Source organism: Streptomyces sp. SDT5-1 (genome assembly GCF_052245995.1).
Lineage (GTDB): Bacteria > Actinomycetota > Actinomycetes > Streptomycetales > Streptomycetaceae > Streptomyces.
The window spans coordinates 3,299,725-3,321,088 of the sequence record NZ_CM125963.1; the positions used below are offsets into that span (position 1 = coordinate 3,299,725).

18 protein-coding genes are annotated in these 21,364 nt (G+C 71.5%); 15 read left to right on the forward strand and 3 right to left on the reverse strand.

What is annotated here, in order from left to right; all coding sequences use genetic code 11:
- Window positions 1-5 precede the first annotated feature (5 nt).
- Both ACTWJ8_RS15355 and ACTWJ8_RS15360 read right to left on the reverse strand, forming a co-directional pair.
- On the reverse strand, window positions 6-182 hold the full coding sequence (locus ACTWJ8_RS15355) for a DUF397 domain-containing protein (RefSeq protein WP_443264104.1): 177 nt from the start codon (window positions 180-182) through the stop codon (window positions 6-8).
- A 3-nt stretch (window positions 183-185) separates the two neighbouring features.
- On the reverse strand, window positions 186-1,070 hold the full coding sequence (locus ACTWJ8_RS15360) for a helix-turn-helix domain-containing protein (protein ID WP_443264105.1): 885 nt from the start codon (window positions 1,068-1,070) through the stop codon (window positions 186-188).
- A gap of 218 nt (window positions 1,071-1,288) precedes the next feature.
- Here ACTWJ8_RS15360 and ACTWJ8_RS15365 point away from each other — a divergent pair, with 218 nt between their 5' ends.
- Window positions 1,289-1,801, forward strand: coding sequence for an ATP-binding protein (locus ACTWJ8_RS15365; protein ID WP_356376792.1), 513 nt, complete (start codon window positions 1,289-1,291; stop codon window positions 1,799-1,801).
- Here the strand turns inward: ACTWJ8_RS15365 and ACTWJ8_RS15370 are convergent.
- A complete protein-coding gene (locus tag ACTWJ8_RS15370) occupies window positions 1,732-2,808 on the reverse strand; it encodes a mechanosensitive ion channel family protein (protein ID WP_356376790.1) in 1,077 nt (358 codons plus the stop codon). The genes ACTWJ8_RS15365 and ACTWJ8_RS15370 overlap by 70 nt on opposite strands.
- Window positions 2,809-3,123: 315 nt before the next feature.
- On the opposite strand from ACTWJ8_RS15370, the gene ACTWJ8_RS15375 reads away from it, so the two are divergent.
- The 14 genes from ACTWJ8_RS15375 to ACTWJ8_RS15440 all read left to right on the forward strand — a co-directional run bounded on the left by ACTWJ8_RS15375 (window position 3,124) and on the right by ACTWJ8_RS15440 (window position 21,357).
- Entirely contained in the window at window positions 3,124-3,660 is a 537-nt protein-coding gene (locus ACTWJ8_RS15375; protein WP_356376788.1) for an HNH endonuclease, read from the forward strand.
- Window positions 3,661-3,831: 171 nt separating this feature from the next.
- Window positions 3,832-4,998 (forward strand): ROK family transcriptional regulator, encoded by a 1,167-nt coding sequence (locus ACTWJ8_RS15380; protein WP_356376786.1) that lies wholly within the window; start codon window positions 3,832-3,834, stop codon window positions 4,996-4,998.
- A gap of 54 nt (window positions 4,999-5,052) precedes the next feature.
- Window positions 5,053-6,390: an ABC transporter substrate-binding protein gene (locus tag ACTWJ8_RS15385; protein WP_443264106.1), complete on the forward strand. Its 1,338-nt coding sequence runs from the start codon at window positions 5,053-5,055 to the stop codon at window positions 6,388-6,390.
- 10 nt (window positions 6,391-6,400) lie between these two features.
- Complete coding sequence (locus tag ACTWJ8_RS15390; protein ID WP_356376781.1) at window positions 6,401-7,336, forward strand: carbohydrate ABC transporter permease; 936 nt, start codon at window positions 6,401-6,403, stop codon at window positions 7,334-7,336.
- A 5-nt stretch (window positions 7,337-7,341) separates the two neighbouring features.
- Window positions 7,342-8,253 (forward strand): carbohydrate ABC transporter permease, encoded by a 912-nt coding sequence (locus ACTWJ8_RS15395; protein WP_443264107.1) that lies wholly within the window; start codon window positions 7,342-7,344, stop codon window positions 8,251-8,253.
- Between the two features lie 9 nt (window positions 8,254-8,262).
- Window positions 8,263-9,528 carry a 6-phospho-beta-glucosidase gene (locus ACTWJ8_RS15400; RefSeq protein WP_443264109.1) on the forward strand — a complete coding sequence of 422 codons (1,266 nt, stop codon included), beginning with the start codon at window positions 8,263-8,265 and terminating at the stop codon, window positions 9,526-9,528.
- A complete protein-coding gene (locus tag ACTWJ8_RS15405) occupies window positions 9,525-10,532 on the forward strand; it encodes an N-acetylglucosamine kinase (protein WP_356377930.1) in 1,008 nt (335 codons plus the stop codon). Before ACTWJ8_RS15400 ends, ACTWJ8_RS15405 begins: the two co-directional genes overlap by 4 nt.
- Window positions 10,533-10,680: 148 nt before the next feature.
- Window positions 10,681-12,132 (forward strand): hypothetical protein, encoded by a 1,452-nt coding sequence (locus ACTWJ8_RS15410; protein ID WP_443264111.1) that lies wholly within the window; start codon window positions 10,681-10,683, stop codon window positions 12,130-12,132.
- Between the two features lie 14 nt (window positions 12,133-12,146).
- Complete coding sequence (locus tag ACTWJ8_RS15415; protein ID WP_356376770.1) at window positions 12,147-13,202, forward strand: glutamate ABC transporter substrate-binding protein; 1,056 nt, start codon at window positions 12,147-12,149, stop codon at window positions 13,200-13,202.
- A 46-nt stretch (window positions 13,203-13,248) separates the two neighbouring features.
- Window positions 13,249-14,556 carry a hypothetical protein gene (locus ACTWJ8_RS15420; protein ID WP_356376767.1) on the forward strand — a complete coding sequence of 436 codons (1,308 nt, stop codon included), beginning with the start codon at window positions 13,249-13,251 and terminating at the stop codon, window positions 14,554-14,556.
- 53 nt (window positions 14,557-14,609) lie between these two features.
- The gene (locus tag ACTWJ8_RS15425; RefSeq protein WP_443264900.1) at window positions 14,610-17,249 is read left to right on the forward strand and encodes a tetratricopeptide repeat protein; all 2,640 of its coding nucleotides are present in this window, start codon (window positions 14,610-14,612) and stop codon (window positions 17,247-17,249) included.
- A 29-nt stretch (window positions 17,250-17,278) separates the two neighbouring features.
- Window positions 17,279-18,574: a protein phosphatase 2C domain-containing protein gene (locus tag ACTWJ8_RS15430; RefSeq protein WP_443264113.1), complete on the forward strand. Its 1,296-nt coding sequence runs from the start codon at window positions 17,279-17,281 to the stop codon at window positions 18,572-18,574.
- Window positions 18,575-18,623: 49 nt separating this feature from the next.
- Entirely contained in the window at window positions 18,624-19,970 is a 1,347-nt protein-coding gene (locus ACTWJ8_RS15435) for a vWA domain-containing protein (protein ID WP_443264115.1), read from the forward strand.
- 58 nt (window positions 19,971-20,028) lie between these two features.
- On the forward strand, window positions 20,029-21,357 hold the full coding sequence (locus ACTWJ8_RS15440) for an FHA domain-containing protein (protein ID WP_443264116.1): 1,329 nt from the start codon (window positions 20,029-20,031) through the stop codon (window positions 21,355-21,357).
- Window positions 21,358-21,364: the final 7 nt, after the last annotated feature.

Here is a 21,364-nt window from a genome sequence, read left to right on the forward strand (position 1 = left end):
CGTTCCTACGACCGCAGCTCCTCGACGAAACGGGTCCAACCGGCCGGAGTGAACCGGACTATGGGCCCGTCGGCGTCCTTCGAGTCACGAACCGCGACGGCCCGGGGAACGTTTCGGGCGACCTCGACGCACTCGCCGCCCGTGTTGCTGTAGCTGGACTTGACGAAGACGAACTGGGACACGAGTCAGATCTCCTGGTGAATCTTGGCGATGAGCTCGGTCGAGTCGCGCTGCGCGAGGCTCAGCCGGGCGGTGCGGTCGAAGAAGTTGCCGTACGCGGCGCTTTCGGCCTCGTTCTCCACCCACACGGTAGACGCGATCGTGTCGGCGTGGACGACGTCGACGGCCGCGGATTCCGCGAACGAGATGATCGTGAACGGCCCGGTGATGCAGGGGTGTCCGCCTGCGTGGTACGGCAGGACCTGGAGTCGGACGTTCGGCAGGTCGGCCACGCTCATCAGGTGCTTCAGCTGAGCCCGCATGACGGCGGCGCCGCCGATCAGTTGCCGCAGCGCGGCCTCCCACACAACGGCGTACACGTGCAAGGGGCGGTCGCCGTGAAGCCGCTCCTGCCGACGCATCCGAACCTCCACGAGACCTTCGATCTCGTCGGGGTCCTCCCAGACTCCGGCCCCCTCGCTGACCGCGAGTGACCTGGCGTACTCAGGAGTCTGGAAGAGCCCGGGGACCAAGGAGAGTTGCCAGGTGCGCAGCTGACTGGCGGCGTCCTCCATCGCGATGTACTCGGTCAGGGTCCCTGCGTTGGGCGCCTGCTGCCACCACCCCTTCGCCTTGCGGCGTTCGCGGTCGAGGCCGGCCAGATCGGTCAGCTTCGCGACGGCCTTGCGGTCGTCCTCGCCGTAGAACTCGCACAGCGCCCGGATGTCCGGGTCCCGCATGGGGACCCATCCGCGCTCCATTTTCACGATCTTCGAGTTGGTCGCGCTGATGGCCTCGGCGGCCTGCTGCTGCGTCCGCCCTGCGGCGTCACGCAAGCGCAGAAGCTCCGCACCGAGCCTTCGCCCCAACACAGTTGAGACCCGATTGCCAAGTTGTGCCGGTCGATTCACCGGCTCAGTGTCACCCAGCGGGCGTCGACTCGTCGACGACCATCACTCGTTGGAGACAATTGTCCCCGAGCCGATTGCGCCCGATCCATCGATCTCGCTACGTTCCGTACTCAACAAGCCACCCGGCGCAGCCAGTTGGCGGAAGTGCACCGGCCTGCCCACCCGCAGGCGCGGCAGAGCCACCGTCGACTACCCGACCGCACATGGAGGTGCGCGTCATGGCCGAACAAGAACGCGAAGGCGAACCCGGCGTTGTCCGTCACGCCGACACCGTCGACTACACACCCGTGGCCCGCAGCGTCCCGATCGCCCGTCGCCGCACCGCTCGCCTCGTGACCGAGTGGGGGCACCCGGGACTCGCCGGGGACACGGCACTCGTGGTGTCGGAGCTGCTCACGAACGCCCTGCTGCACGGCAGCCTCCGCGACCGCCTGATCCGCGTCCACCTCCACGCCACCGACACCGTGCTGCGCGTGGAGGTCAGCGACCCGCGCGGCGAGCGACCGCCGAGTCCGCGCGCGGCCGAGGGCACGGACCAGTTCGGACGGGGTCTGTCACTGGTGGCGGCGCTCGCGGGGCGGTGGGGCTGGGCGCCCCGGAGCGTGGGCAAGACCGTGTACGCGGAATGGGACGCCGCCCCCGTCCTCGTACCGGCGGGCGGCTACTTCGACAGATTCGCCGGTGGGATCGGCGACGCCGCCAGGGACTGGGGGGACGTGGAGGAGGCGTAGGCGGACGGGGCCGACATGGTGGCCGTGGGGTCCGCGGGGGTCTCGCCCTCGGGCTGGGCGGGGACGCCGCCGACGATGCGGATGCCGGCCTCGTCGAAGGCCCGCTTGATGCGCCAGCGCAGTTCGCGGGCGATGGTGAGGGACTTGCCCGGCATCGTCTTCGCGGAGACGCCCACCACCATGGAGTCGAGCAGCACGCTGTCGAGGCCGAGGACCTCGACGGGACCCCACAGCATCTCGTTCCAGGGCTCGTCCTTGCTGATGGTCTCGGCGACCTCGGTGAGCGTCGCCTTCACCTTGTCGAGGTCCTCGTCGGCGCGGACGGTGACGTCGACGGCGGCCGTGGACCAGCCCTGGGAGAGGTTGCCGATCCGCTTGACCTCGCCGTTGCGCACGTACCAGATCTCGCCCTCGGCGCCGCGCAGCTTCGTCACGCGCAGACCGACCTCGATGACCTCGCCGGAGGCCACACCCGCGTCGATCGTGTCCCCGACGCCGTACTGGTCCTCCAGGATCATGAAGACGCCGGACAGGAAGTCGGTGACCAGGTTGCGCGCACCGAAACCGATCGCCACACCGGCCACACCCGCGGACGCGAGCAGCGGCGCAAGGTTGATCTTGAACGCGCCGAGCACCATGAGCGCGGCCGTGCCGAGGATCAGGAACGAGGCCACGGAGCGCAGCACGCTGCCGATGGCCTCCGAACGCTGCCGCCGTCGCTCGGTGTTCACAAGAAGTCCACCGAGTGCCGACGTGGCCCCGCTCTCGCCCCGCCGGTTCATCCGGTCGACGAACTTGGTGATGGCCCGTCGTATCACCGCGCGCAGCACGAACGCGATCACGACGATCAGCAGGATCCGCAGACCGACGCTCAGCCAGGTGGACCAGTTCTGCTCGACCCAGCCGGCGGCCTGACCGGCCTGCTCCTGGGCGTCCTTGAGGGTGGGTTTCGCGGGGTCGGACGAGGCGTCGCTCGCCCCCGTGGCCGACAGGACGGACAAGATCACGGCAGGTACCTCCAGGCGTAGCCATCCGCCCGCCTCGGGACATCGCTCGGGGACAGGAGCGGGCAGACCCACCACACTAACGGGGCATTGTGTGTGGATCGTCGTCATGTTCGAGGGAGAGACGGTGATCACGGACGGGGCCTTTGCCTGGCAAGGGACTCCGCCGGGTCGGAGCCGGGCATGAAGGACGTGTGGTCGAAAACACTCCCAGCCCGTTACGTGGACATGGTGGCGCCATGACCAGCCGTGAGGGGAGACTGGCTAGGAGATCGTCCCGGCGCGAGCCACGCGCCGCCGGCGTACAAGGAGGCATCCGTGCCGCATGTCCTGGTCCTCAACGCGTCGTACGAGCCCCTCGGCGTCGTACCGCTCCGCCGCGCGCTCGTACTCGTCCTCGAGAACAAGGCCACGTGCCTCGAGGAGTCCGGCGCCTTCATGCACAGCGCAACACGTACCGTCGCCGCTCCCAGCGTCGTCCGGCTCAAAAGGTTCGTCCGGGTTCCCTACCGCGGACCCGTTCCGCTGACCCGACGCGCACTGTTCGCCCGTGACGGCGGCCGGTGCATGTACTGCGGTGGCGTCGCAACCAGCGTCGACCACGTGATCCCGCGCAGCCGCGGGGGTCAGCACGCCTGGGAGAACGTGGTGGCGTCGTGCCGCCGCTGCAACCATGTGAAAGCCGACCGCCATCTCGTGGAGATCGGCTGGCGCCTGCGCCACGCCCCCGCCCCGCCGACGGGGCTCGCGTGGCGCATCATCGGGACCGGACATAGGGATCCGCGCTGGCTGCCGTACTTGCAGCCGTTCGGCGCGGACGAGGCCCTGGCCCGGATCGAAGGCATCTCAGCCTGACATCGATCCGGGTCATTCTTGTCCCAGGGGCCGTGCACATGACGTGTGCGGCCCCTTTTTCCTGTGCTCCTCCTGTCCCTGAGCTATTGACGTGCCGTTCATCCGCGGACTACGTTCCTCGCACTCAGATAGGAAACCTTCCTAACAGTACGAGGAGACGGGTCCCCGCCCATGGCTGTCACCCCCGGCACCCCCAGCGTGCTGCGCGCGATGAACGACCGCGCCGCGCTCGACCTCCTCGTCGCCCACGGCCCGCTCACCCGCACCCGCATCGGCGAGCTGACCGGGCTCTCCAAGCCCACGACCTCGCAGCTGCTCGGCCGCCTCGAAGCCGCCGGGCTCGTACGGACCACCGGCAGCCAGACCGGCCGCCCAGGGCCGAACGCCCTGCTGTACGAGATCGAGCCGGGCGCCGCGCACGTCGCCGCCCTCTCCGCCGACCCGACCGGCATCACCGCCGTCGTCGCCGACATCACCGGCGCCGAGCGCGGCCGCCGCCGCATCGAGGCCGACGCCGTCAGCGAGGACGTGCGGCACCGCACCGCCCAGCTCGTCGCCGAGGCCGTCGACGGGGCGCTCGCCCAGGCCGGGCTCGGCCACGGCGACCTCACCGCCACCGTCATCGGAACGCCGGGGGCCATCGACCCCGGCACCGGACGGCTCCGCTACGCCCCGCACCTGCCGGGCTGGCACTCCCGCTCGCTGCGCGACGACCTCGCGCAGGTCCTCGGCACCCCCGTCTCCATCGAGAACGACGTCAACCTCGCCGCCGTCGCCGAGCAGTACGAGGGCGCCGCGCAGGACCACGACGACTTCGTGCTCGCCTACGTCGACGAGGGCGTCGGCGCCGCGATCGTGCTCGGCGGGACGCTGCTGCGCGGGGCGACCGGCGGCGCGGGCGAGATCGGCTACATGCCGCTGCCTGGCGCTCCCCTGGCGCGCGGCGGCTCGGACGCCGTGGCCCGCCCGGACGGGGGCGGCGGGCTCCAGAGCCTCGTCGCCGCCGCCGCGATCCGCGCCCTGGCGGGCGGCGTCAAGGACGTCGGCGAGGCGCTCGCCGTGCCCGGCGTGCTCGACGAGGTGGCGCGGCGGCTCGCGACGGGGCTGGCCGCCGTGGTCGCCGTCGTCGACCCCCAACTCGTCGTCCTGTCCGGGCAGGTGGCCCGGCTCGGCGGCGACGCGCTGCGCGACCGCGTCGAGGAGGAGCTCACCGGTCTCGCCCTGCCCCGGCCGCAGCTGCGCGTCAGCGATCTGCCCGGCGACCCGATCCTCACCGGCGCCCTGCGCACCGCCCTCACCCAGGCCCGCGACACCGTCTTCGACACCAGCAACGCCTGAGTTCATCACACCCCCGCACCTCCCCAACCCCCGTACACGTAAAGGACGTTCGCCATGCCGCGATGGCGCATACCCCTGCGCGCGCCCGTAGGGCTCGCCGCGGCCGGACTGCTGCTCGCCGGCTGCGCCAATCCGAGTACCGGCAGCGCCGCCGACGACCCGACGAAGCCCGTGACGCTGAAGTTCTGGCACGGCTGGTCGGCGCCCGGCGAGGTGAAGGCGATCAACGAGTCGATCGCCCGCTTCGAGAAGCTGCACCCGAACATCAAGGTCGAGGCCACCGGGAACGTCTCGGACGCCACGACCAATCAGGCCCTGCGGGCCGGCGGCGACGAGGCCCCGGACGTCGTGTCGTCGTTCACCACGAACAATGTCGGCCAGTACTGCGACTCCGGGATGTGGGTCGACCTCGATCCGTTCATGAGGAAGACCGGGCTGAAGAAGGAGAAGGTCTTCCCGAAGTCCCTTCTCGACTACACGAGTTATCGCGGGAACCAGTGCGCGCTTCCGCTGCTCGCGGACGCCTTCGGCATGTACTACAACAAGGACGCCTTCAAGGAGGCGGGCATCGCGCGACCGCCGCGCACCATGTCCGAGTTCGTCGCCGACGCGAAGAAGCTCACCGTCAAGGACGGGTCCTCGTACAAGCGCGTCGGTTTCATGCCGGACTTCCGGCTCTACCAGAACAGCCCTGACCGGCTGTTCGCCCAATGGGGCCCCACGTACTTCGACGCGAAGGGCAATTCACGGCTCGCCGAGGAACCGGCCTCGTACGAATTCTTCAAGACCGCGAGGAAACTCCGGGACGCGCAGGGCGGTTACAAGGCACTCGAACGGTTCCGGACCTCGTTCGGCGACGAGATGTCGAACCAGAACGCCTTCCTCAGCGGAAAGCTCGCCATGCACATGGACGGCGAATGGCGCGGCCTCATGCTGAACGAGGCGAAGGCCAAGTTCGACTGGGGCGTCGCCCCGCTGCCCGTCCCCGACGACCAGGCGGAGACGTACGGGCGCGGCTATCTGACCGGAACCGTCACCGGAATCGCGCACAGCAGCAAGCACCAGAACGCGGCCTGGGAACTCGTGAAGTTCCTGACCTCCGACACCGACCAGGTCGTGAAGTTCGCGAACGCCATTCACAACGTGCCGTCGACGTTCGCCGCGCTCACGTCGCCGAAACTGGACGCCGATCCGACGTTCCGCGCCTTCCTCGGCATCGCGAAGAACAAGTACAGCCAGGTGATGCCGCCCTCGACGAACGGCGGCATGTACATCACGCAGCTTCAGGACTTCAGTTACGGCGAGGAGGCCGGCGAGGTCGGCGATCTGCGCAAGGGGCTGAAGCGCCTCGACCAACTCATCGACGCCGACACCCTGCAGTCGCAGAACTGAGGAGCGCGCCATGGCACTCACCCTTTCCCGGCCCGCGCGCCGCAGATGGCGCACGGTGGGCTTCCTCTCGCCCTGGCTGATCGGATTCAGCGTCTTCTTCGCCTATCCGCTGCTCGCCACCGTCTATTTCTCGTTCATGCACTACAACCAGATCAAGGCGCCCACCTTCGTGGGGCTGCGGAACTGGGTGTACGTGTTCCGGGACATGCCGCTGTTCGGGCCCGCGCTGTGGAACACGGTGTGGCTCGTGGTGGTGATGGTGGCGCTGCGCGTGGTGTTCGGGCTCTCGCTCGGACTGCTCGTCACGAAGATCAAGAGCGGTGTCGGCCTCTTCAGGACCGCCTTCTACCTGCCCTATCTCGCGCCGCCCGTCGCCGCGACCGTCGCCTTCGTCTTCCTGCTCAACCCCGGCTCCGGACCGGTCAACGAGATCCTCGCCAAGGTCGGCATCGAGGGCCCCAACTGGTTCAACGACCCGTCCTGGGCCAAGCCCTCGCTCGTCCTGCTCTCGCTGTGGGGCATCGGCGACCTCATGGTCATCTTCATGGCCGCGCTGCTCGACGTACCGAAGGAGCAGTACGAGGCCGCCGACCTGGACGGCGCGGGAGCCTTCGCCAAGTTCCGCTACGTGACGTGGCCCTCGATCACCCCGATCGTCATGTTCGCCGTGGTGACGGGCGTCGTGCAGACCATGCAGTACTACACGCAGGCCCTCGTCGCCGGAAAGATCGCGTCGGGCGTCTCGATCGGCCCCGGCACCGTCATCCAGCCGGGATACCCCGATCACTCGACGCTCACCGTCCCGCAGCTCGTCTACTCGATGGGCTTCCAGAACTTCAACACCGGCGCGGCGTGCGTGCTCTCGCTCGTCCTGTTCGCCATTGCCATGGCCGTGACCACGCTGCTCATGCGCAAGCGCTCGGGTCTGCTCGCGGCGGAGGACTGATCGACATGACCACGACGACACTGACACCGGCTCCGTCCGTCACCGCCTCGGGGTCCGCCCCCGAGCGCGGCCCCGCCGCGCGCCGCGCCCGCCGGCAGCGGGTCCTCCACTGGATCGCCGTGCACAGCATCGCGATCGCCGTGGCGCTGCTCTTCGTCCTCCCCTTCGTGTTCGTCTTCCTCACCTCGGTGATGAGCGACGGGCAGGCGATGAGCGGCGACCTGTGGCCGGACTCCTGGCACTGGGAGAACTACAAGGCGGTCCTGGAGACCGACGGCTTCCTCGACTGGTGGAAGAACTCGCTGCTCTACGCGGGTCTGGGCACGCTCTTCACGGTGTGCTCGGCGATCCCCGTCGCGTACGCGCTCGCCAAGTTCCGCTTCCGGGGCCGGCGCACGGCGATGATCCTCGTCATCTCGACGATGATGCTGCCGCCGCAGGTCATCGTGATCCCCATGTACCTGGTGTGGGCACAGCAGTTCCACCTCGCGGGGACGCTGTGGCCGCTGATCATCCCGATGGCGTTCGGCGACGCGTACTCGATCTTCCTCCTCCGCCAGTTCCTCCTGACGATCCCGAAGGAGTACATCGAGTCGGCGAAGGTCGACGGCTGCGGCGAGCTGCGCACGCTGCTGCGGATCGTGGTGCCGATGGCGAAGCCTGGCATCGCCGCCGTCGCCCTCTTCCAGTTCTTCTACTGCTGGAACGACTACTTCGGGCCGCAGATCTACGCGGCCCAGAACCCGGCTTCCTGGACGCTGAGCTACGGCCTGGAGTCGTTCAAGTCCGCGCACAGCGTCAACTGGAACCTGACGATGGCGGCCACCCTCCTGGTGATGGCGCCGGTCTGCCTAGTCTTCTTCTTCGCACAGAAGGCCTTCGTCGAAGGCGTCACCCTCACCGGAGTAAAGGGCTAAGGGATTTCCATGAAACTCGCCGTGGTCGGCGGAGGGTCGACCTACACACCCGAACTCATCGACGGATTCGCGCGGTTGCGGGACACCCTGCCGATCGAGGAGCTGGTCCTCGTCGACCCGGCGGCGGACCGCCTGGAACTCGTCGGCGGCCTGGCCCGCCGCATCTTCGCCAAGCAGGGCCACCCCGGCGTCATCCGGACGACGTCGGACGTGGACGCGGGCGTCGCCGACGCGGACGCGGTCCTCCTCCAGCTCCGCGTCGGCGGCCAGGCCGCCCGCAACCAGGACGAGACGTGGCCGCTGGAGTGCGGCTGCGTCGGCCAGGAGACGACCGGCGCGGGCGGCCTCGCGAAGGCGCTGCGCACGGTCCCGGTCGTCCTCGACATCGCCGAACGCGTACGCCGCGCCAACCCGGACGCCTGGATCATCGACTTCACCAACCCGGTCGGCATCGTGACGCGGGCGCTGCTCCAGGCCGGGCACAAGGCGGTCGGCCTGTGCAACGTGGCGATCGGCTTCCAGCGCAAGTTCGCGAGGCTCCTCGACGTGGCGCCCTCGCAGGTGCACCTGGACCACGTCGGCCTCAACCACCTGACGTGGGAGCTGGGGGTGCGCCTCGGCGGCCCCGGCGGCGAGAACGTCCTGCCGCGCCTGATCGCCGAGCACGGCGACGCGATCGCCGACGACCTGCACATGCCGCGCGTGCTGGTCGACCGCCTCGGCGTCGTCCCGTCCTACTACCTGCGCTACTACTACCAGCACGACGAGGTCGTACGAGACCTGCGCACCAAGCCGTCCCGCGCCGCGCAAGTGGCCGAGATGGAGCGCGAGTTGCTGAAGATGTACGGCGACCCGACGCTCGACGAGAAGCCGGAACTGCTCGCCAAGCGCGGCGGCGCCTTCTACAGCGAGGCGGCCGTCGACCTGGCGGCGTCATTGCTGGGCGGCGGGGGCTCCCCGCACCAGGTGGTGAACACGTACAACAACGGCACGCTCCCCTTCCTCCCCGACGACGCGGTGATCGAGGTCCAGGCGTCGGTCGACGCGAAGGGCGCGAAGCCCCTGCCCGTACCGGCGCTCAATCCGCTCTACGCGGGCCTGATCGCGAACGTGACGGCGTACGAGGACCTGGCCCTGGAGGCGGCGCTCAAGGGCGGCCGGGACCGCGTCTTCAAGGCTCTCCTCTCCCACCCCCTCATCGGCCAGATCGAGTACGCGGAGAAGCTCACGGACGAACTGATCGCGCACAACCGGGAGCACCTCGCGTGGGCATGACGGTCCTCGCCATCGACGCGGGGAACAGCAAGACCGACGTCGCGGTGGTCGCGGCCGACGGCACCGTCGTCGGCGCGGCCCGCGGCGGCGGCTTCCAGCCGCACCGCTCGAACGCCGAACCGGCGGTGGACGTCCTGGCGGAAGCGGTCGACCGGGCGTACGCGCAGGCGGGCGTGGCATCGGTCGACCACGTGTCGGCGTGCCTGGCCAACGCCGACCTGCCCGTGGAGGAGGAGCAGTTGGCCCGCGCCCTGACCGCGCGCCGCTGGGGCTCCCGGGTCGACGTCCGCAACGACACCTTCGCCGTGCTGCGCGCGGGCCTCCTGGAGGACGCCGAACCGCGCGGCGTCGCGGTCGTGTGCGGCGCGGGCGTCAACTGCGCGGGCATGCTCCCGGACGGCCGCACGGCCCGCTTCCCGGCGATCGGCCGCCTGTCGGGCGACTGGGGCGGCGGGGGCGGTCTGGCGGAGGAGGCCATCTGGTTCGCGGCGCGCGCGGAGGACGGCCGGGGCGACCCGACGTCCCTGATGCAGGCGCTCCCGGCCCACTTCGGCCTGCCCACCATGTACGCCCTGATCGAATCCCTCCACCTGGGCCGCATCCCCTCGGCCCGCCGCCACGAACTCACCCCCGTCCTCTTCGCGACGGCGGCCGCGGGCGACGCGGTGGCCGGCGCCCTGGTCGAGCGCATGGCGGACGAGGTGGTGTCGATGGCGACGGTGGCCCTCCGCCGCCTCGACCTCCTGGAGGAGCGGGTCCCCGTCCTCCTGGGCGGCAGCGTCCTGGCGGCCCAGCACCCCCAACTCAACGGTCGCGTCACCATGTTGCTGTCCGCCGCAGCACCTCGCGCGATCCCCCGGGTGGTGACCGAACCTCCGGTCCTGGGCGCGGCTCTCTTGGGTCTGGACGCGACAGGAGCCCCTCCAGAGGTGCACGCGCGCCTGCGCGCTCATTACGCGCATTCAAGCCCTGCCGGACAACAATCGAGCCCCGCCGGCGATTGAGGCGCACCACCCAACGGGGAACCGAACCCCCCGCCCCCACGTGTTCCCCAGCGGAGCGCTTCCGCACAAGATCCAGTCAATGCCCGTGCGGATGTCAGTCGCCCAAGCGATACTTGCGACCGACGTACGACCATGGGGGAGGGTCGAAGTGACATACCCGTCGAACGGGAGCGTGGCGCCGCCGGAGCGCCCCGCCGCCCCGCCACCGATGCCGGGCGTGCCACCGCAGACACAGCGGGGCGCGGGCGCACCCGGCGGTCCCGGCGCGCCCGCGCCCCGGCGGCGCACCGCCTGGGCGGAGGGCGTGGACCGGCTGAAGGCGGGGGCCACGACGGAGCCGGGCAGGCTCCGCATCATCGGGGCCGTGCTCGCGCTGCTCGTCGTGGCGTTCGGCGCGGCGACGGCCTGGCAGATGACGGACCGTTCGACGGCGGCGGACGACGTGCTGCACTCGAGCCAGCCGCTGACCGCGGACGCCGCGGACATCTACCGTTCGCTCGCGGACGCCAACACGGCGGCGTCCAGCGGGTTCCTGGCGGGGGGCCAGGAACCGGCGGCGGCCCGCGACCGGTACGAGCGGGACATAAGGAACGCGGCGGACAAGCTGGTGACGGCCGCGGCGAGCACCGACCCGGGAACCCGTTCCGCGGACACGATCGCAAAGCTGAACAAGCTGCTGCCCCAGTACAAGGGCCTCATCGAGCGGGCCCGCGCCAACAACCGGCAGGGCTTCCCGCTGGGCGGCGCGTATCTGCGGTACGCGAACACGAAGATGCAGACCGAGATGCTGCCCGCCGCCGAGGACCTCTACAAGACGGAGAACAAGCGGCTGCGCGACGACTACGACGCGGCGACGCCGTACCCGTGGATCGCGATCGTGCTCGGCGTGGTCGCCCTCGGCGGTCTCGCCTGGGCGCAGCGGCGCAACTACCGTCGTACGAACCGGGTGTTCAACCAGGGGCTGCTCGCCGCCACCGCCGCGTCGACCGTGGTGCTGCTGTGGCTCGTGGTCGGACACACGGTCGCCCGCAGCGGACTGAGTTCCTCCTACGATCATGGCGTACGGTCCTTGAACGTGTTGCACGACGCGAGCATCGCGTCCCTGAAGGCGCGGGGCAGCGAGAACCTGACGCTGGTCAGCCGCGGCGCCGAGACGGTGTCGGTGAACGGCGAGACGAAGGACAAGTACGACGTCGACTTCCAGCGCCAGATGACGCTGCTCGCGGCGAAGCTGACGTCGGCCGGGTCGCTGGCCGACGACGCGTCGGGCAAGAAGCCGGTGGCGGGGGCGAACGCGAGCATGAAGGCATGGCTCGGACGCCACAAGGAGGCCCGTGAGCAGGACGACGCGGGCAACTACCAGGGCGCGCTCAACAAGATCATCGGTTCGAAGAAGGACAAGCCGACGGGTGAGTGCTTCGATCTGGTGGACAAGAATCTGGACACGGCCCTCGCGCACGAGCAGCGCCAGTTCAGCGCGGACGCGGGCGACGGGCGGGACGCGATGACCGGGCTGCCGGTGGGCGCCGCGGTGCTCGCGGTGCTCGCCGCGGGCGGCGCGGTGCTCGGCATCGGGCGCAGGCTTTCGGAGTACCGGTGAGAGGGGGTGCAGCGATGGAGGAGCGAGGGGCGGCACGGAAGGTGACTCTGCGCGGCTGGGGCGGCGTGGCCGCCATGGCGGTGGCCTGTGCCCTGACGGCGGTGTTCGCGCTGCTGCTCCCGGTGACGCAGCAGCGCCCCGCCGACGGCAAGGGCACGACGACGAGCTACGCGTCGGGCGGGGTCGCCGAGGGCCGGCAGGCCAGGGCCGAGGACTGCGACCCCGGCGTCGAGGGCAAGGAGCCGGAGCGCAGCCTCAGGCCGTCGGGCAGCGAGAGCGGCAGCGCGGTGCGGGCCATCAAGGACCGCGGCTATCTCTCGGTCGGCGTCGACCAGAACAGCTACCGCTGGGGGTACCGGGACCCCAACAGCACGGCGAAGACCAGCGAGTTGGAAGGCTTTGACATCGATCTCGCGCACGAGATCGCGGGCGAGATCCTCGGCGACAAGGACGCGATCCGGTTCCGCGCCATACCGACGAACGAGCGGATCCCCGCGATCCAGCGCGGCGACGTCGACATGGTGGTGCGCACGATGACCATCAGCTGCGACCGCCTCGAGGACGTCGCGTTCTCCACGGCGTACTTCCAGACCGGCCAGCAGGTGCTCGCCCCGAAGTCCTCGAAGATCGAGGGCTACGGGCCGACGCTCGCGGGCAAGCGGGTGTGCACGGCGGCTGGTTCGACGGCCGAGTCCTCGCTGCGGGACGGCCAGAGGAAGCCCGTCGACGACGGCGGTCTGCCGCGCAGCACCGACATCTCCACGACGGTGCCGAACCAGCTGGACTGCCTGGTGCGGCTCCAGCTCGGCGAGGTCGACGCGGTGGTCACCGACGGCGCGCTCGCGGCGAGCCAGGCCGCGCAGGACCCGACGGTGGAGCTGAAGGGCGAGCCGTACACCAAGGAGTTCTACGGCGTCGCCATGAAGAAGGGCGCCGACGACCTGGTGCGCAGGGTCAACCAGGTGCTGGTCGACTACCGCAAGTCGGACGGCTGGCAGGACTCCTACGACCACTGGCTCAAGCCGGCGCTCGGCCCCTCGTCGGGGCCGCCCGCACCCAAGTACAAGTAACGCTCGGCAGGGACTGGAACAGGCTCGGGAAAGCGAGAGGTGATCGATGGGCGTCACGGGACCCGCCGGCCCAGTGATGGACCGGGACGAGGTGGACCGTGCCCTGGCCCGGCTCGGCGCGGAGCACGAGGCGATCGAGACGTCCCTGCTCGCCCTCCAGGACCACGCGGGGCGCAGACTCCTGGAGGGCGCCCGTCTCACCGGGACGACGCAGGAGCGCTGGGCCTCGGCCGAGCAGGAGATCACGCTGCTGTGGGCGTACTTCGACGCGTACGCGGACGCGCTGCGCACGGCGCGGGAGATCCGCTCGCGGCGCCGGATCCCCAACAGGGCCGACCTGGTGGAGCTGACGGAGCTGCTGCGCGGCGAGTCCGTCACGATCGCCCCGACGCCGAGCGCGGGCGGCACCTCGCCGTCGATCACCGGTCCCGCGAAGCTGTCCGAGCGGTTCACGCTCGCGGCGCTCGTCGACCGGATGAACACGCTGTACGCGTCGTCCCTCGACATGGTGGTGGCGGCGGACGCGGTGTGGTCGGCGCTGCCCGCCCGGATAGACCTGCTCGCGGCCGAGCTGGGCCGCACCCGGCAGCTCGCGCACTCCGTGGGGGTGCGCCCCGGTGAGCACCCGGCGGGCGACGACCTGGAGCGGATCACCCGCACGCTGACCCGGCTGCGCGAGGAAGTGGTCTCGGACCCGCTCACGTACTGGCGGAAGGCGGCGGGGAGTTCTGCGCCCGGCGGCGGCCGCCCCGACACGACGGCGTACGACAGGGAGGCGCGCGCCCTGGAGGACGTGCGGCGGGAGATCGAGGCCGTGCTGACCGTCCGGCAGGACGCGGAGGTGCGGCTCGGCAGGCTGCGGGACGTGCTGTCGCGCGCGGACCGCACGCTCGCGGAGGCGCGGTCCGCGCGCGGCGAGGTACTGGCGAAGATAGCCGGTTCGGACGTGCCCGCGGTGTCGGGTCCGCCGACGGTGCTCCAGGAGCAGTTGGCGACAGCGGCCGAGTACCGCAGGAACGGCCAGTGGAACCGGCTCTCGCCGCTCCTGGAGTCCCTGGAGTCGAAGGCCGAGGACGAACTGCTGCGGGCGCGCGAGTCGTTGACGGCGGTGACGGCCCCGCTGGCGGTCCGTGCGGAGCTGCGCGGCAGGCTTGACGCGTACAAGGCGAAGGTGGCGCGGCTCGGTTTCGCCGAGGACCCGTTCCTGGTGGAGCGGTACGACGCGGCGCGCCGCATGCTGTGGAGCGCGCCGTGCAATCTGCGGGCGGCGGAGGCGGCGGTGCTGCGGTATCAACGGGCGGCGGCGGACGCGCTGGCCGCCCCGGCGGACAGATCGACCAGGGGGGAGTCGTGAGCGTGGCGGCACAGAGGTGCACCAGGGCCGGTTGCACCGGCTCGTACGAGGACATGGGCGGGGAGCTGTACTGCGACACGTGCGGCCTGAAGCCGGCGGCGCCGGTCGTGGGCCCCGGTGGTGACAGCGCCGCGACGCACCGCCCGGCCGTCCGCCCGCAGGGCCCGCCCGTCGCGGCCCCCGCTCAGGCGTCCTCCTGCCAGCGGCCAGGCTGTTCGGGCTCGTACGAGGACATGGGCGGCGGCGAGCTGTACTGCGACGTGTGCGGGCTCGCGCCCGTGGTGTCGCCGAGCGGCATGGTGGCGTCGCCGCCCACCGGGATCGCGGGCGGCGGTCACCGCGGCTCGCAGAGCTCCGGTTCGCGGGCCTCGGCCCGGGCGTCGTCGCGCTCCTCGCAGTCCCGCAGGTCGGTGTCGGGGCGGCTGTCCCGCTCCCTGTCGGGGAGTTCGACGTCGCGGTCGGTGTCGGTGCGCAGCTCCGGGGCGGGCGCGAGCGGTTCGGGCCGGGCGCGGCTCGGCGTGGGTCTCGTCGACGTGCCGGACGTGCCGCGCCCCGACCCGCGCGCGATGGTGCAGGAGCATCCGGAGGTGCCCGAGCGGAAGCGGTTCTGCTCGCGCTCCGACTGCGGCGCGCCGGTGGGCCGTTCGCGCGGCGACCGCCCCGGCAGGACCGAGGGCTTCTGCACCAAGTGCGGGCACCCGTACTCCTTCGTGCCGAAGCTGTCCACGGGCGACGTCGTGCACGGCCAGTACGAGGTGGTGGGCTGTCTGGCGCACGGCGGCCTCGGCTGGGTGTATCTCGCCGTGGACCGCGCGGTGTCGGACCGCTGGGTGGTGCTCAAGGGCCTGCTCGACACGGGCGACCAGGACGCGATGGCCGCCGCCATCTCGGAGCGCCGCTTCCTCGCCGAGATCGAGCACTCGAACATCGTCCGCATCTACAACTTCGTCGAGCACCTCGACCAGCGCACCGGCTCCCTGGACGGCTACATCGTCATGGAGTACGTGGGCGGCAAGTCCCTCAAGGAGATCGCCAACGAGCGGCGCACCCCGGAGGGCAGGCGCGACCCGCTGCCGGTGGAGCAGGCGTGCGCGTACGGCATCGAGGCCCTGGAGGCGCTCGGCCATCTGCACAGCCGCAACCTGCTGTACTGCGACTTCAAGGTGGACAACGCGATCCAGACCGAGGACCAGCTCAAGCTCATCGACATGGGCGCGGTCCGCAGGATGGACGACGACGAGAGCGCGATCTACGGGACGGTCGGCTTCCAGGCGCCCGAGGTCGCGGAGGTCGGCCCTTCGGTCGCCTCCGACCTCTACACCGTGGCCCGTACGCTCGCGCTGCTCACGTTCGACTTCCAGGGCTACACGACGGTCTTCGCGGACTCGCTGCCCGATCCGGACAACATCGAGGTGTTCCGCAGGTACGAGTCGTTCTACCGGCTCCTGGTGCGCGCCACCGACCCGGACCCGGCCCGCCGTTTCGCGTCCGCGCAGGAGATGGCGGAGCAGCTGACGGGTGTGCTGCGCGAGGTCGTCGCCCTGCAGACGGGCCGGCCGCGGCCCGCCCTGTCCACGCTGTTCGGGCCCGAGGTGAAGGTCACCGACACGGAGCTGTTCGGGCGTCTGGAGGGCGAGGTGTCGCCGCTCGGCGCACGGCAGGTCCCCGTACGCGCGCGGAAGAAGGCGGGGGCGCTCGCCGCGCCGCCCGTGCCGGCCGCGCTGCCGCCGTCGTCGGCCGAGCTGCTCAGGCCGCTCCAGGCGCAGGGCACCGCGCTGGCGCTTCCGGTGCCGCGCGTCGACCCGGCCGATCCGAACGCCGGGTTCCTCGCGGGCCTGATGGCGTCGGCGCCCGCCGAGCTGATCGCGGCCCTGAACGCCGCGCCGACCGGATCGCTCGAACTGCGGCTGCGCGAGCTGCGGGCCCGCCTGGAGATGGGCGAGCTCGACTCGGCGGCGCGGGGCCTCGCCGCCCTGGAGGCCGACCACCCCGACGACTGGCGGGTGGTCTGGTACCGGGGCGTCGCGGCGCTCGCGACCGGCGACCACACGAACGCGGCGCTGTCCTTCGACGCCATATACGACGCGTTCCCCGGCGAGCCGGCGCCGAAGCTGGCGCTCGGCGTGTGCGCGGAGGTCCTCGGCCAGCTCGACAACGCGGCGGAGTACTACCGCCTGGTGTGGTCGACCGACCCGAGCTACGTGAGCGCGGCGTTCGGCCTCGCGCGCGTGCAGCTCGCGTCCGGCGACCGGGGCGGCGCCGTGCGCACCCTGGAGTCGGTGCCCGAGTCGTCGATCCACTACACGGCGGCGCGGGTCGCCGCGGTGCGGGCCCGGCTGCGCGGCCGCACGGCGCAGGGCGCGAACGGCGAGCCGCTGCTGCACGATCTGACGGCCGCCGCGGGGCAGGTCGAGGCGCTCGACTCGTTCGGCCTCGACGCGGTGCGCCGCGAGCAGTTGTCCACCGAGGTGCTCGGCACGGCCCTGGACTGGGTACTCTCCGGTAGGCAGGGTTCCGGTCCTCCGCAGGGCCCCGCGCGTACGGTGGTGCTCGGCAGCGATCTGGACGAGCGCGGTCTCCGGCTCGGTCTCGAGCGCTCGTACCGGACCCTGGCCAGGCTCGCTCAGCGCGGCGAGGAGAGGATCGAACTGGTGGAGCGGGCCAACCGCTACCGCCCCCGGACGTGGGTGTGAGGATGTCGCAGACGCACAAGGCGGCCGCAATGTCAGTGTGTCCGAGCTGCGAGGAGCCTCTGGAGGAGGCCGATCGCTTCTGCGGGGCGTGCGGATACGACCTGTCCTCCACGGAGCGTCCGGCGCGCCCGGCCGACTCCGGTGACGCGGCGGCGGCCGAGGCGCCCGTCTCCGTCGAGGAGCCCGCATCCGTCGAGTGGCCGGCCGCTCCCGAGCTCGACAGCTCCGACCAGCCCGCGCCGGTGCACCTGCCGACGGATCTCCAGGGCACCGACTCCGGCGGCTCCGAACTCCCCGCCGCCGTACGCTTCGACGGCCCGGACGCCGACGACGACGGGTTCAGGATCGCCGCGCCCGATCCGCGCACGGCGACGCCCGAGCAGCTGGAGGCGGCGACTCCCCCGGCCGGCACCAAGCTGTGCGTGGCCTGCCGCGCCGGGCACGTCGACCCGGACGGCTACTGCGAGAACTGCGGGCACGCCCAGCCGCGCGAACGCGACCACATGGAGCAGGAGTTGGGCGCCGTCGCCGCGGTCAGCGACCGGGGCCTGCGCCACCACAGGAACGAGGACTCGTTCGCCATCTCGTCCGCCGCGCTGCCCGACGGCTCCCCCGCCGTCGTCGCCGTGGTCTGCGACGGGGTGTCGTCCGCGACCCGCCCCGACGACGCGTCGCTCGCCGCGTCCCGCGCCGCCACGGAGGCGCTGCACGAGGCGCTGCCGCGCGGCACGCACCCGCAGCAGGCGATGCACGAGGCGATCGTCGCGGCGGCCGAGTCGGTCAACGCGCTGGCGGACGAGCCGGAGACGGCCCGCGAGCACAAGCCGCACCAGAACGCCCCGGCCTGCACGTTCGTCGCGTCCGTCGTCACCAAGGAGCTGCTGATCGTCGGCTGGATCGGCGACTCCCGCGCCTACTGGGTGCCGGACGACCGCGAGGCGCCCGCGGCCCGGCTCACCGAGGACGACTCGTGGGCCGCGCAGATGGTCGCGACGGGCCTGATGAGCGAGGCGGAGGCGTACGCGGACGAGCGGGCGCACGCGATCACGGGCTGGCTCGGCGCGGACGCGTACGAACTGGAGCCGCACACCGCGTCGTTCAAGCCGGACCGGGCCGGCACCGTCGTGGTCTGCACCGACGGGCTGTGGAACTACGCGGAGTCGGCCGACGAGATGGCCCGCGTGCTGCCCGCCGACGCCTCCGGGCGTCCGCTGCACGCGGCGCAGGTGCTGGTCGGCCACGCCCTCGACGGCGGGGGCCACGACAACGTAACAGTGGCGGTGCTGCCGTTCCCCGTCCCGCAGTCGGGGGCAGGATCGGCGTAGCGCGGGACACAGCGCGCGAAATGGTCTTGTTCAGGGGGGACATGACGCCATGGCCAACTTCTCGAAGTCGCACGTGCCGCAGTTCACCGTCGAGGTCTACCAGAACGAGTATCTGCCGGAGGGCGGCCGCGAGGTCAACGCGATCGTCACGGTGACCTCGACCGGGGGCGGCACCGTGGGCGGCGCGGTCAGCGCGCCGCACCTCTACAGCGTGCCGACGGGCGGCGCGGACGCCGCGGTGGCGCTGATGGTGGACTGCTCGGGTTCGATGGACTACCCGCCGACCAAGATGCGGGGTGCGCGCGAGGCGTCGGCCGCGGCGATCGACGCGCTGCGCGACGGCGTGCACTTCGCGGTGATCGCGGGCACGCACGTGGCCGACGAGATCTATCCGGGGGGCGGGCGGCTCGCCGTCGCGGACGACACCACCCGCGCGCAGGCGAAGAAGGCGCTGCGCAAGCTGTCCGCGGGCGGGGGCACCGCGATCGGCACGTGGCTGCGGCTCGCCGACCGGCTGCTCGGCTCGGCGGACGTCTCGATCAGGCACGGCATCCTGCTCACCGACGGGCGCAACGAGCACGAGGAGCCGGAGGAGCTGCGCGCCGCCCTCGACGCCTGCGCGGGCCGCTTCACCTGCGACGCCCGCGGCGTCGGCACGGACTGGGAAGTGAAAGAGGTCACGGGCGTCGCCTCCGCGCTGCTCGGCACCGCCGACATCGTCGCCGACCCGGCGCACCTCGCCGAGGACTTCACGCAGATGATGGAGACCGCGATGGGCAAGGAGGTCGCGGACGTCGCGCTGCGGCTGTGGACGCCGATCGACTCCGAGATCGCCTTCGTGAAGCAAGTGGCGCCCACCGTCGAGGAGTTGACGGAGCGCCGCACCGAGGCGGGCCCGCGGGCCGGGGACTATCCGACGGGCTCCTGGGGCGACGAGTCCCGCGACTACCACGTGTGCGTGCGGGTCCCGGACGCCGAGATCGGCCGGGAGATGCTCGCGGCCCGGGTGTCCCTGGTGATCCCGCAGCCCGACGGCTCCGCGCAGACCCTCTCGCAGGGTCTCGTGCGTGCGGTGTGGACGGACGACATGGCAGCCTCTACGTCGATCAACCCGCAGGTCGCCCACTACACGGGCCAGGCGGAACTGGCACAAGCCATCCAGCAGGGACTCGACGCCCGCAAATCGGGCGATGTGGACGGGGCGACCGCGAAACTGGGCCGCGCGGTGCAGCTCGCGGCCCTGTCGGGGAACGCCGATACGGCCAAGCTGCTTTCGAAGGTGGTGGACGTGGTGGACGCCGCGGAAGGTACTGTTCGATTGAAGGCGAAGGTCGCGGAGGCCGACGAGATGACTCTCGAAACCCGGTCGACCAAGACGGTTCGCGTCAAAAAATAACCACCCACGTACTACGGCAAGCCCTGCTTGCACTTGATGGAAAGGGGGAAGCGCCGACATGCCGACCTGCCCGAACGGACACCAGTCGGGTTCCGACGACTGGTGCGAGGTCTGCGGTCACCGCATGGCCGGTGCCGTGCCCCCGCCCCCTCCTCCGCCGCCCCCGGCCTCCGGCTACGGCTATCCGCAGCCGCCCGCGCCGCAGGCACCGCAGAGTGGGGCCGGCACGCCCGAACTGTGCCCGCAGTGCCGTACGCCGCGTGAGGGCGGCGCGCCGTTCTGCGAGGAGTGCCGCTGGAACTTCCTCACGAACACGGCGACGTCGTACACCCCCGCGGCCCCGAACCCGCCGCTGCCCACGTCGGGCGGCCAGGGCGGTCCCGGCGGCCCGAGCGGTCCCGGTGGCCCCGGTGCGCCCGGTTTCCCGGGGCAGCAGGAGCCGCAGGGCCCGAACCCGGCGCTCCGCTTCCAGCAGCAGCCGGGCCCCGACTCGTACGAGTACCAGGGCTCGCGGCCCTCGCAGATCAACCGGCCCGCCGAGCCGATCCCCTCGCCGTCCTTCGACGGTCCGGGGGCGAACGAGACGGGTGGCGCGCCGCACGGGTTCCAGCAGCAGGCCCCGGCCCCCGCGCCCGCTCCGCCGGGTCCGCCCGCGCAGCCCGGCCCGCCGCCCGGTCAGCCGGGTCCCCCGCAGGGTCCGCACGGCCAGCCGGGCCCGCCGCCCGGTCCGCACGGTCAGCCCGGTCCGCCGCAGGGGCCCGCGCAGCCCGTGCAGCCGGGGCCCATGCAGCCCCCGCCGCCCGGGTTCCCGCAGCATCAGGACCCGCAGGGTCCGCCGCCGCCCCCGCCGGCCGACCCGTCGTTCGGTGGTGGCGGTACGGGTGGGGACGACTGGATGCTGTCGCCGCCGTCGGATCCGCAGGGCGGGCCCTCGACGACCCCGCCGCCGTTCCAGCAGCAGCCTCCGCAGCCGCAGGGGCCGGTGACATGGTCGGCGACGATCGGTCCCGACCGCGACTACTTCATGGCGATGATGCAGCGCAGCGGCCCCGAGGCGTCGGGGCTCAACCTGCCCGCGTACTCGCCGGAGCAGCAGCGTCAGCTCACCGGGAACCAGCTGTCGATCGGCCGGCGCCGGCACTCCACCGGGGAGTCCCCCGACATCGACCTGTCGGTGCCGCCGGAGGACCCGGGCGTCTCGCACCAGCACGCGGTGCTCGTGCAGCAGCCGGACGGCACGTGGGCGGTCGTCGACCAGAACTCGACGAACGGCACGACCGTCAACGGCGGCGACGAGCCGATTCAGCCGTTCGTGCCGGTGCCGCTCCAGGACGGTGACCGGGTGCACGTCGGAGCGTGGACGACGATCACGATCCGGCGCGGCTGAGCCCACC

What these genes read in the sequence shown, in the direction of transcription:
- ACTWJ8_RS15425 (WP_443264900.1), top strand. Translation starts at nt 14,610, where the DNA reads ATGGGCGGGGAGCTGTACTGCGACACGTGCGGCCTGAAGCCGGCGGCG.
- ACTWJ8_RS15365 (WP_356376792.1), top strand. Translation starts at nt 1,289, where the DNA reads ATGGCCGAACAAGAACGCGAAGGCGAACCCGGCGTTGTCCGTCACGCC.
- ACTWJ8_RS15415 (WP_356376770.1), top strand. Translation starts at nt 12,147, where the DNA reads ATGGAGGAGCGAGGGGCGGCACGGAAGGTGACTCTGCGCGGCTGGGGC.
- ACTWJ8_RS15400 (WP_443264109.1), top strand. Translation starts at nt 8,263, where the DNA reads ATGAAACTCGCCGTGGTCGGCGGAGGGTCGACCTACACACCCGAACTC.
- ACTWJ8_RS15430 (WP_443264113.1), top strand. Translation starts at nt 17,279, where the DNA reads ATGTCAGTGTGTCCGAGCTGCGAGGAGCCTCTGGAGGAGGCCGATCGC.
- ACTWJ8_RS15420 (WP_356376767.1), top strand. Translation starts at nt 13,249, where the DNA reads ATGGGCGTCACGGGACCCGCCGGCCCAGTGATGGACCGGGACGAGGTG.
- ACTWJ8_RS15435 (WP_443264115.1), top strand. Translation starts at nt 18,624, where the DNA reads ATGGCCAACTTCTCGAAGTCGCACGTGCCGCAGTTCACCGTCGAGGTC.
- ACTWJ8_RS15380 (WP_356376786.1), top strand. Translation starts at nt 3,832, where the DNA reads ATGGCTGTCACCCCCGGCACCCCCAGCGTGCTGCGCGCGATGAACGAC.
- ACTWJ8_RS15440 (WP_443264116.1), top strand. Translation starts at nt 20,029, where the DNA reads ATGCCGACCTGCCCGAACGGACACCAGTCGGGTTCCGACGACTGGTGC.
- ACTWJ8_RS15385 (WP_443264106.1), top strand. Translation starts at nt 5,053, where the DNA reads ATGCCGCGATGGCGCATACCCCTGCGCGCGCCCGTAGGGCTCGCCGCG.
- ACTWJ8_RS15405 (WP_356377930.1), top strand. Translation starts at nt 9,525, where the DNA reads ATGACGGTCCTCGCCATCGACGCGGGGAACAGCAAGACCGACGTCGCG.
- ACTWJ8_RS15390 (WP_356376781.1), top strand. Translation starts at nt 6,401, where the DNA reads ATGGCACTCACCCTTTCCCGGCCCGCGCGCCGCAGATGGCGCACGGTG.
- ACTWJ8_RS15395 (WP_443264107.1), top strand. Translation starts at nt 7,342, where the DNA reads ATGACCACGACGACACTGACACCGGCTCCGTCCGTCACCGCCTCGGGG.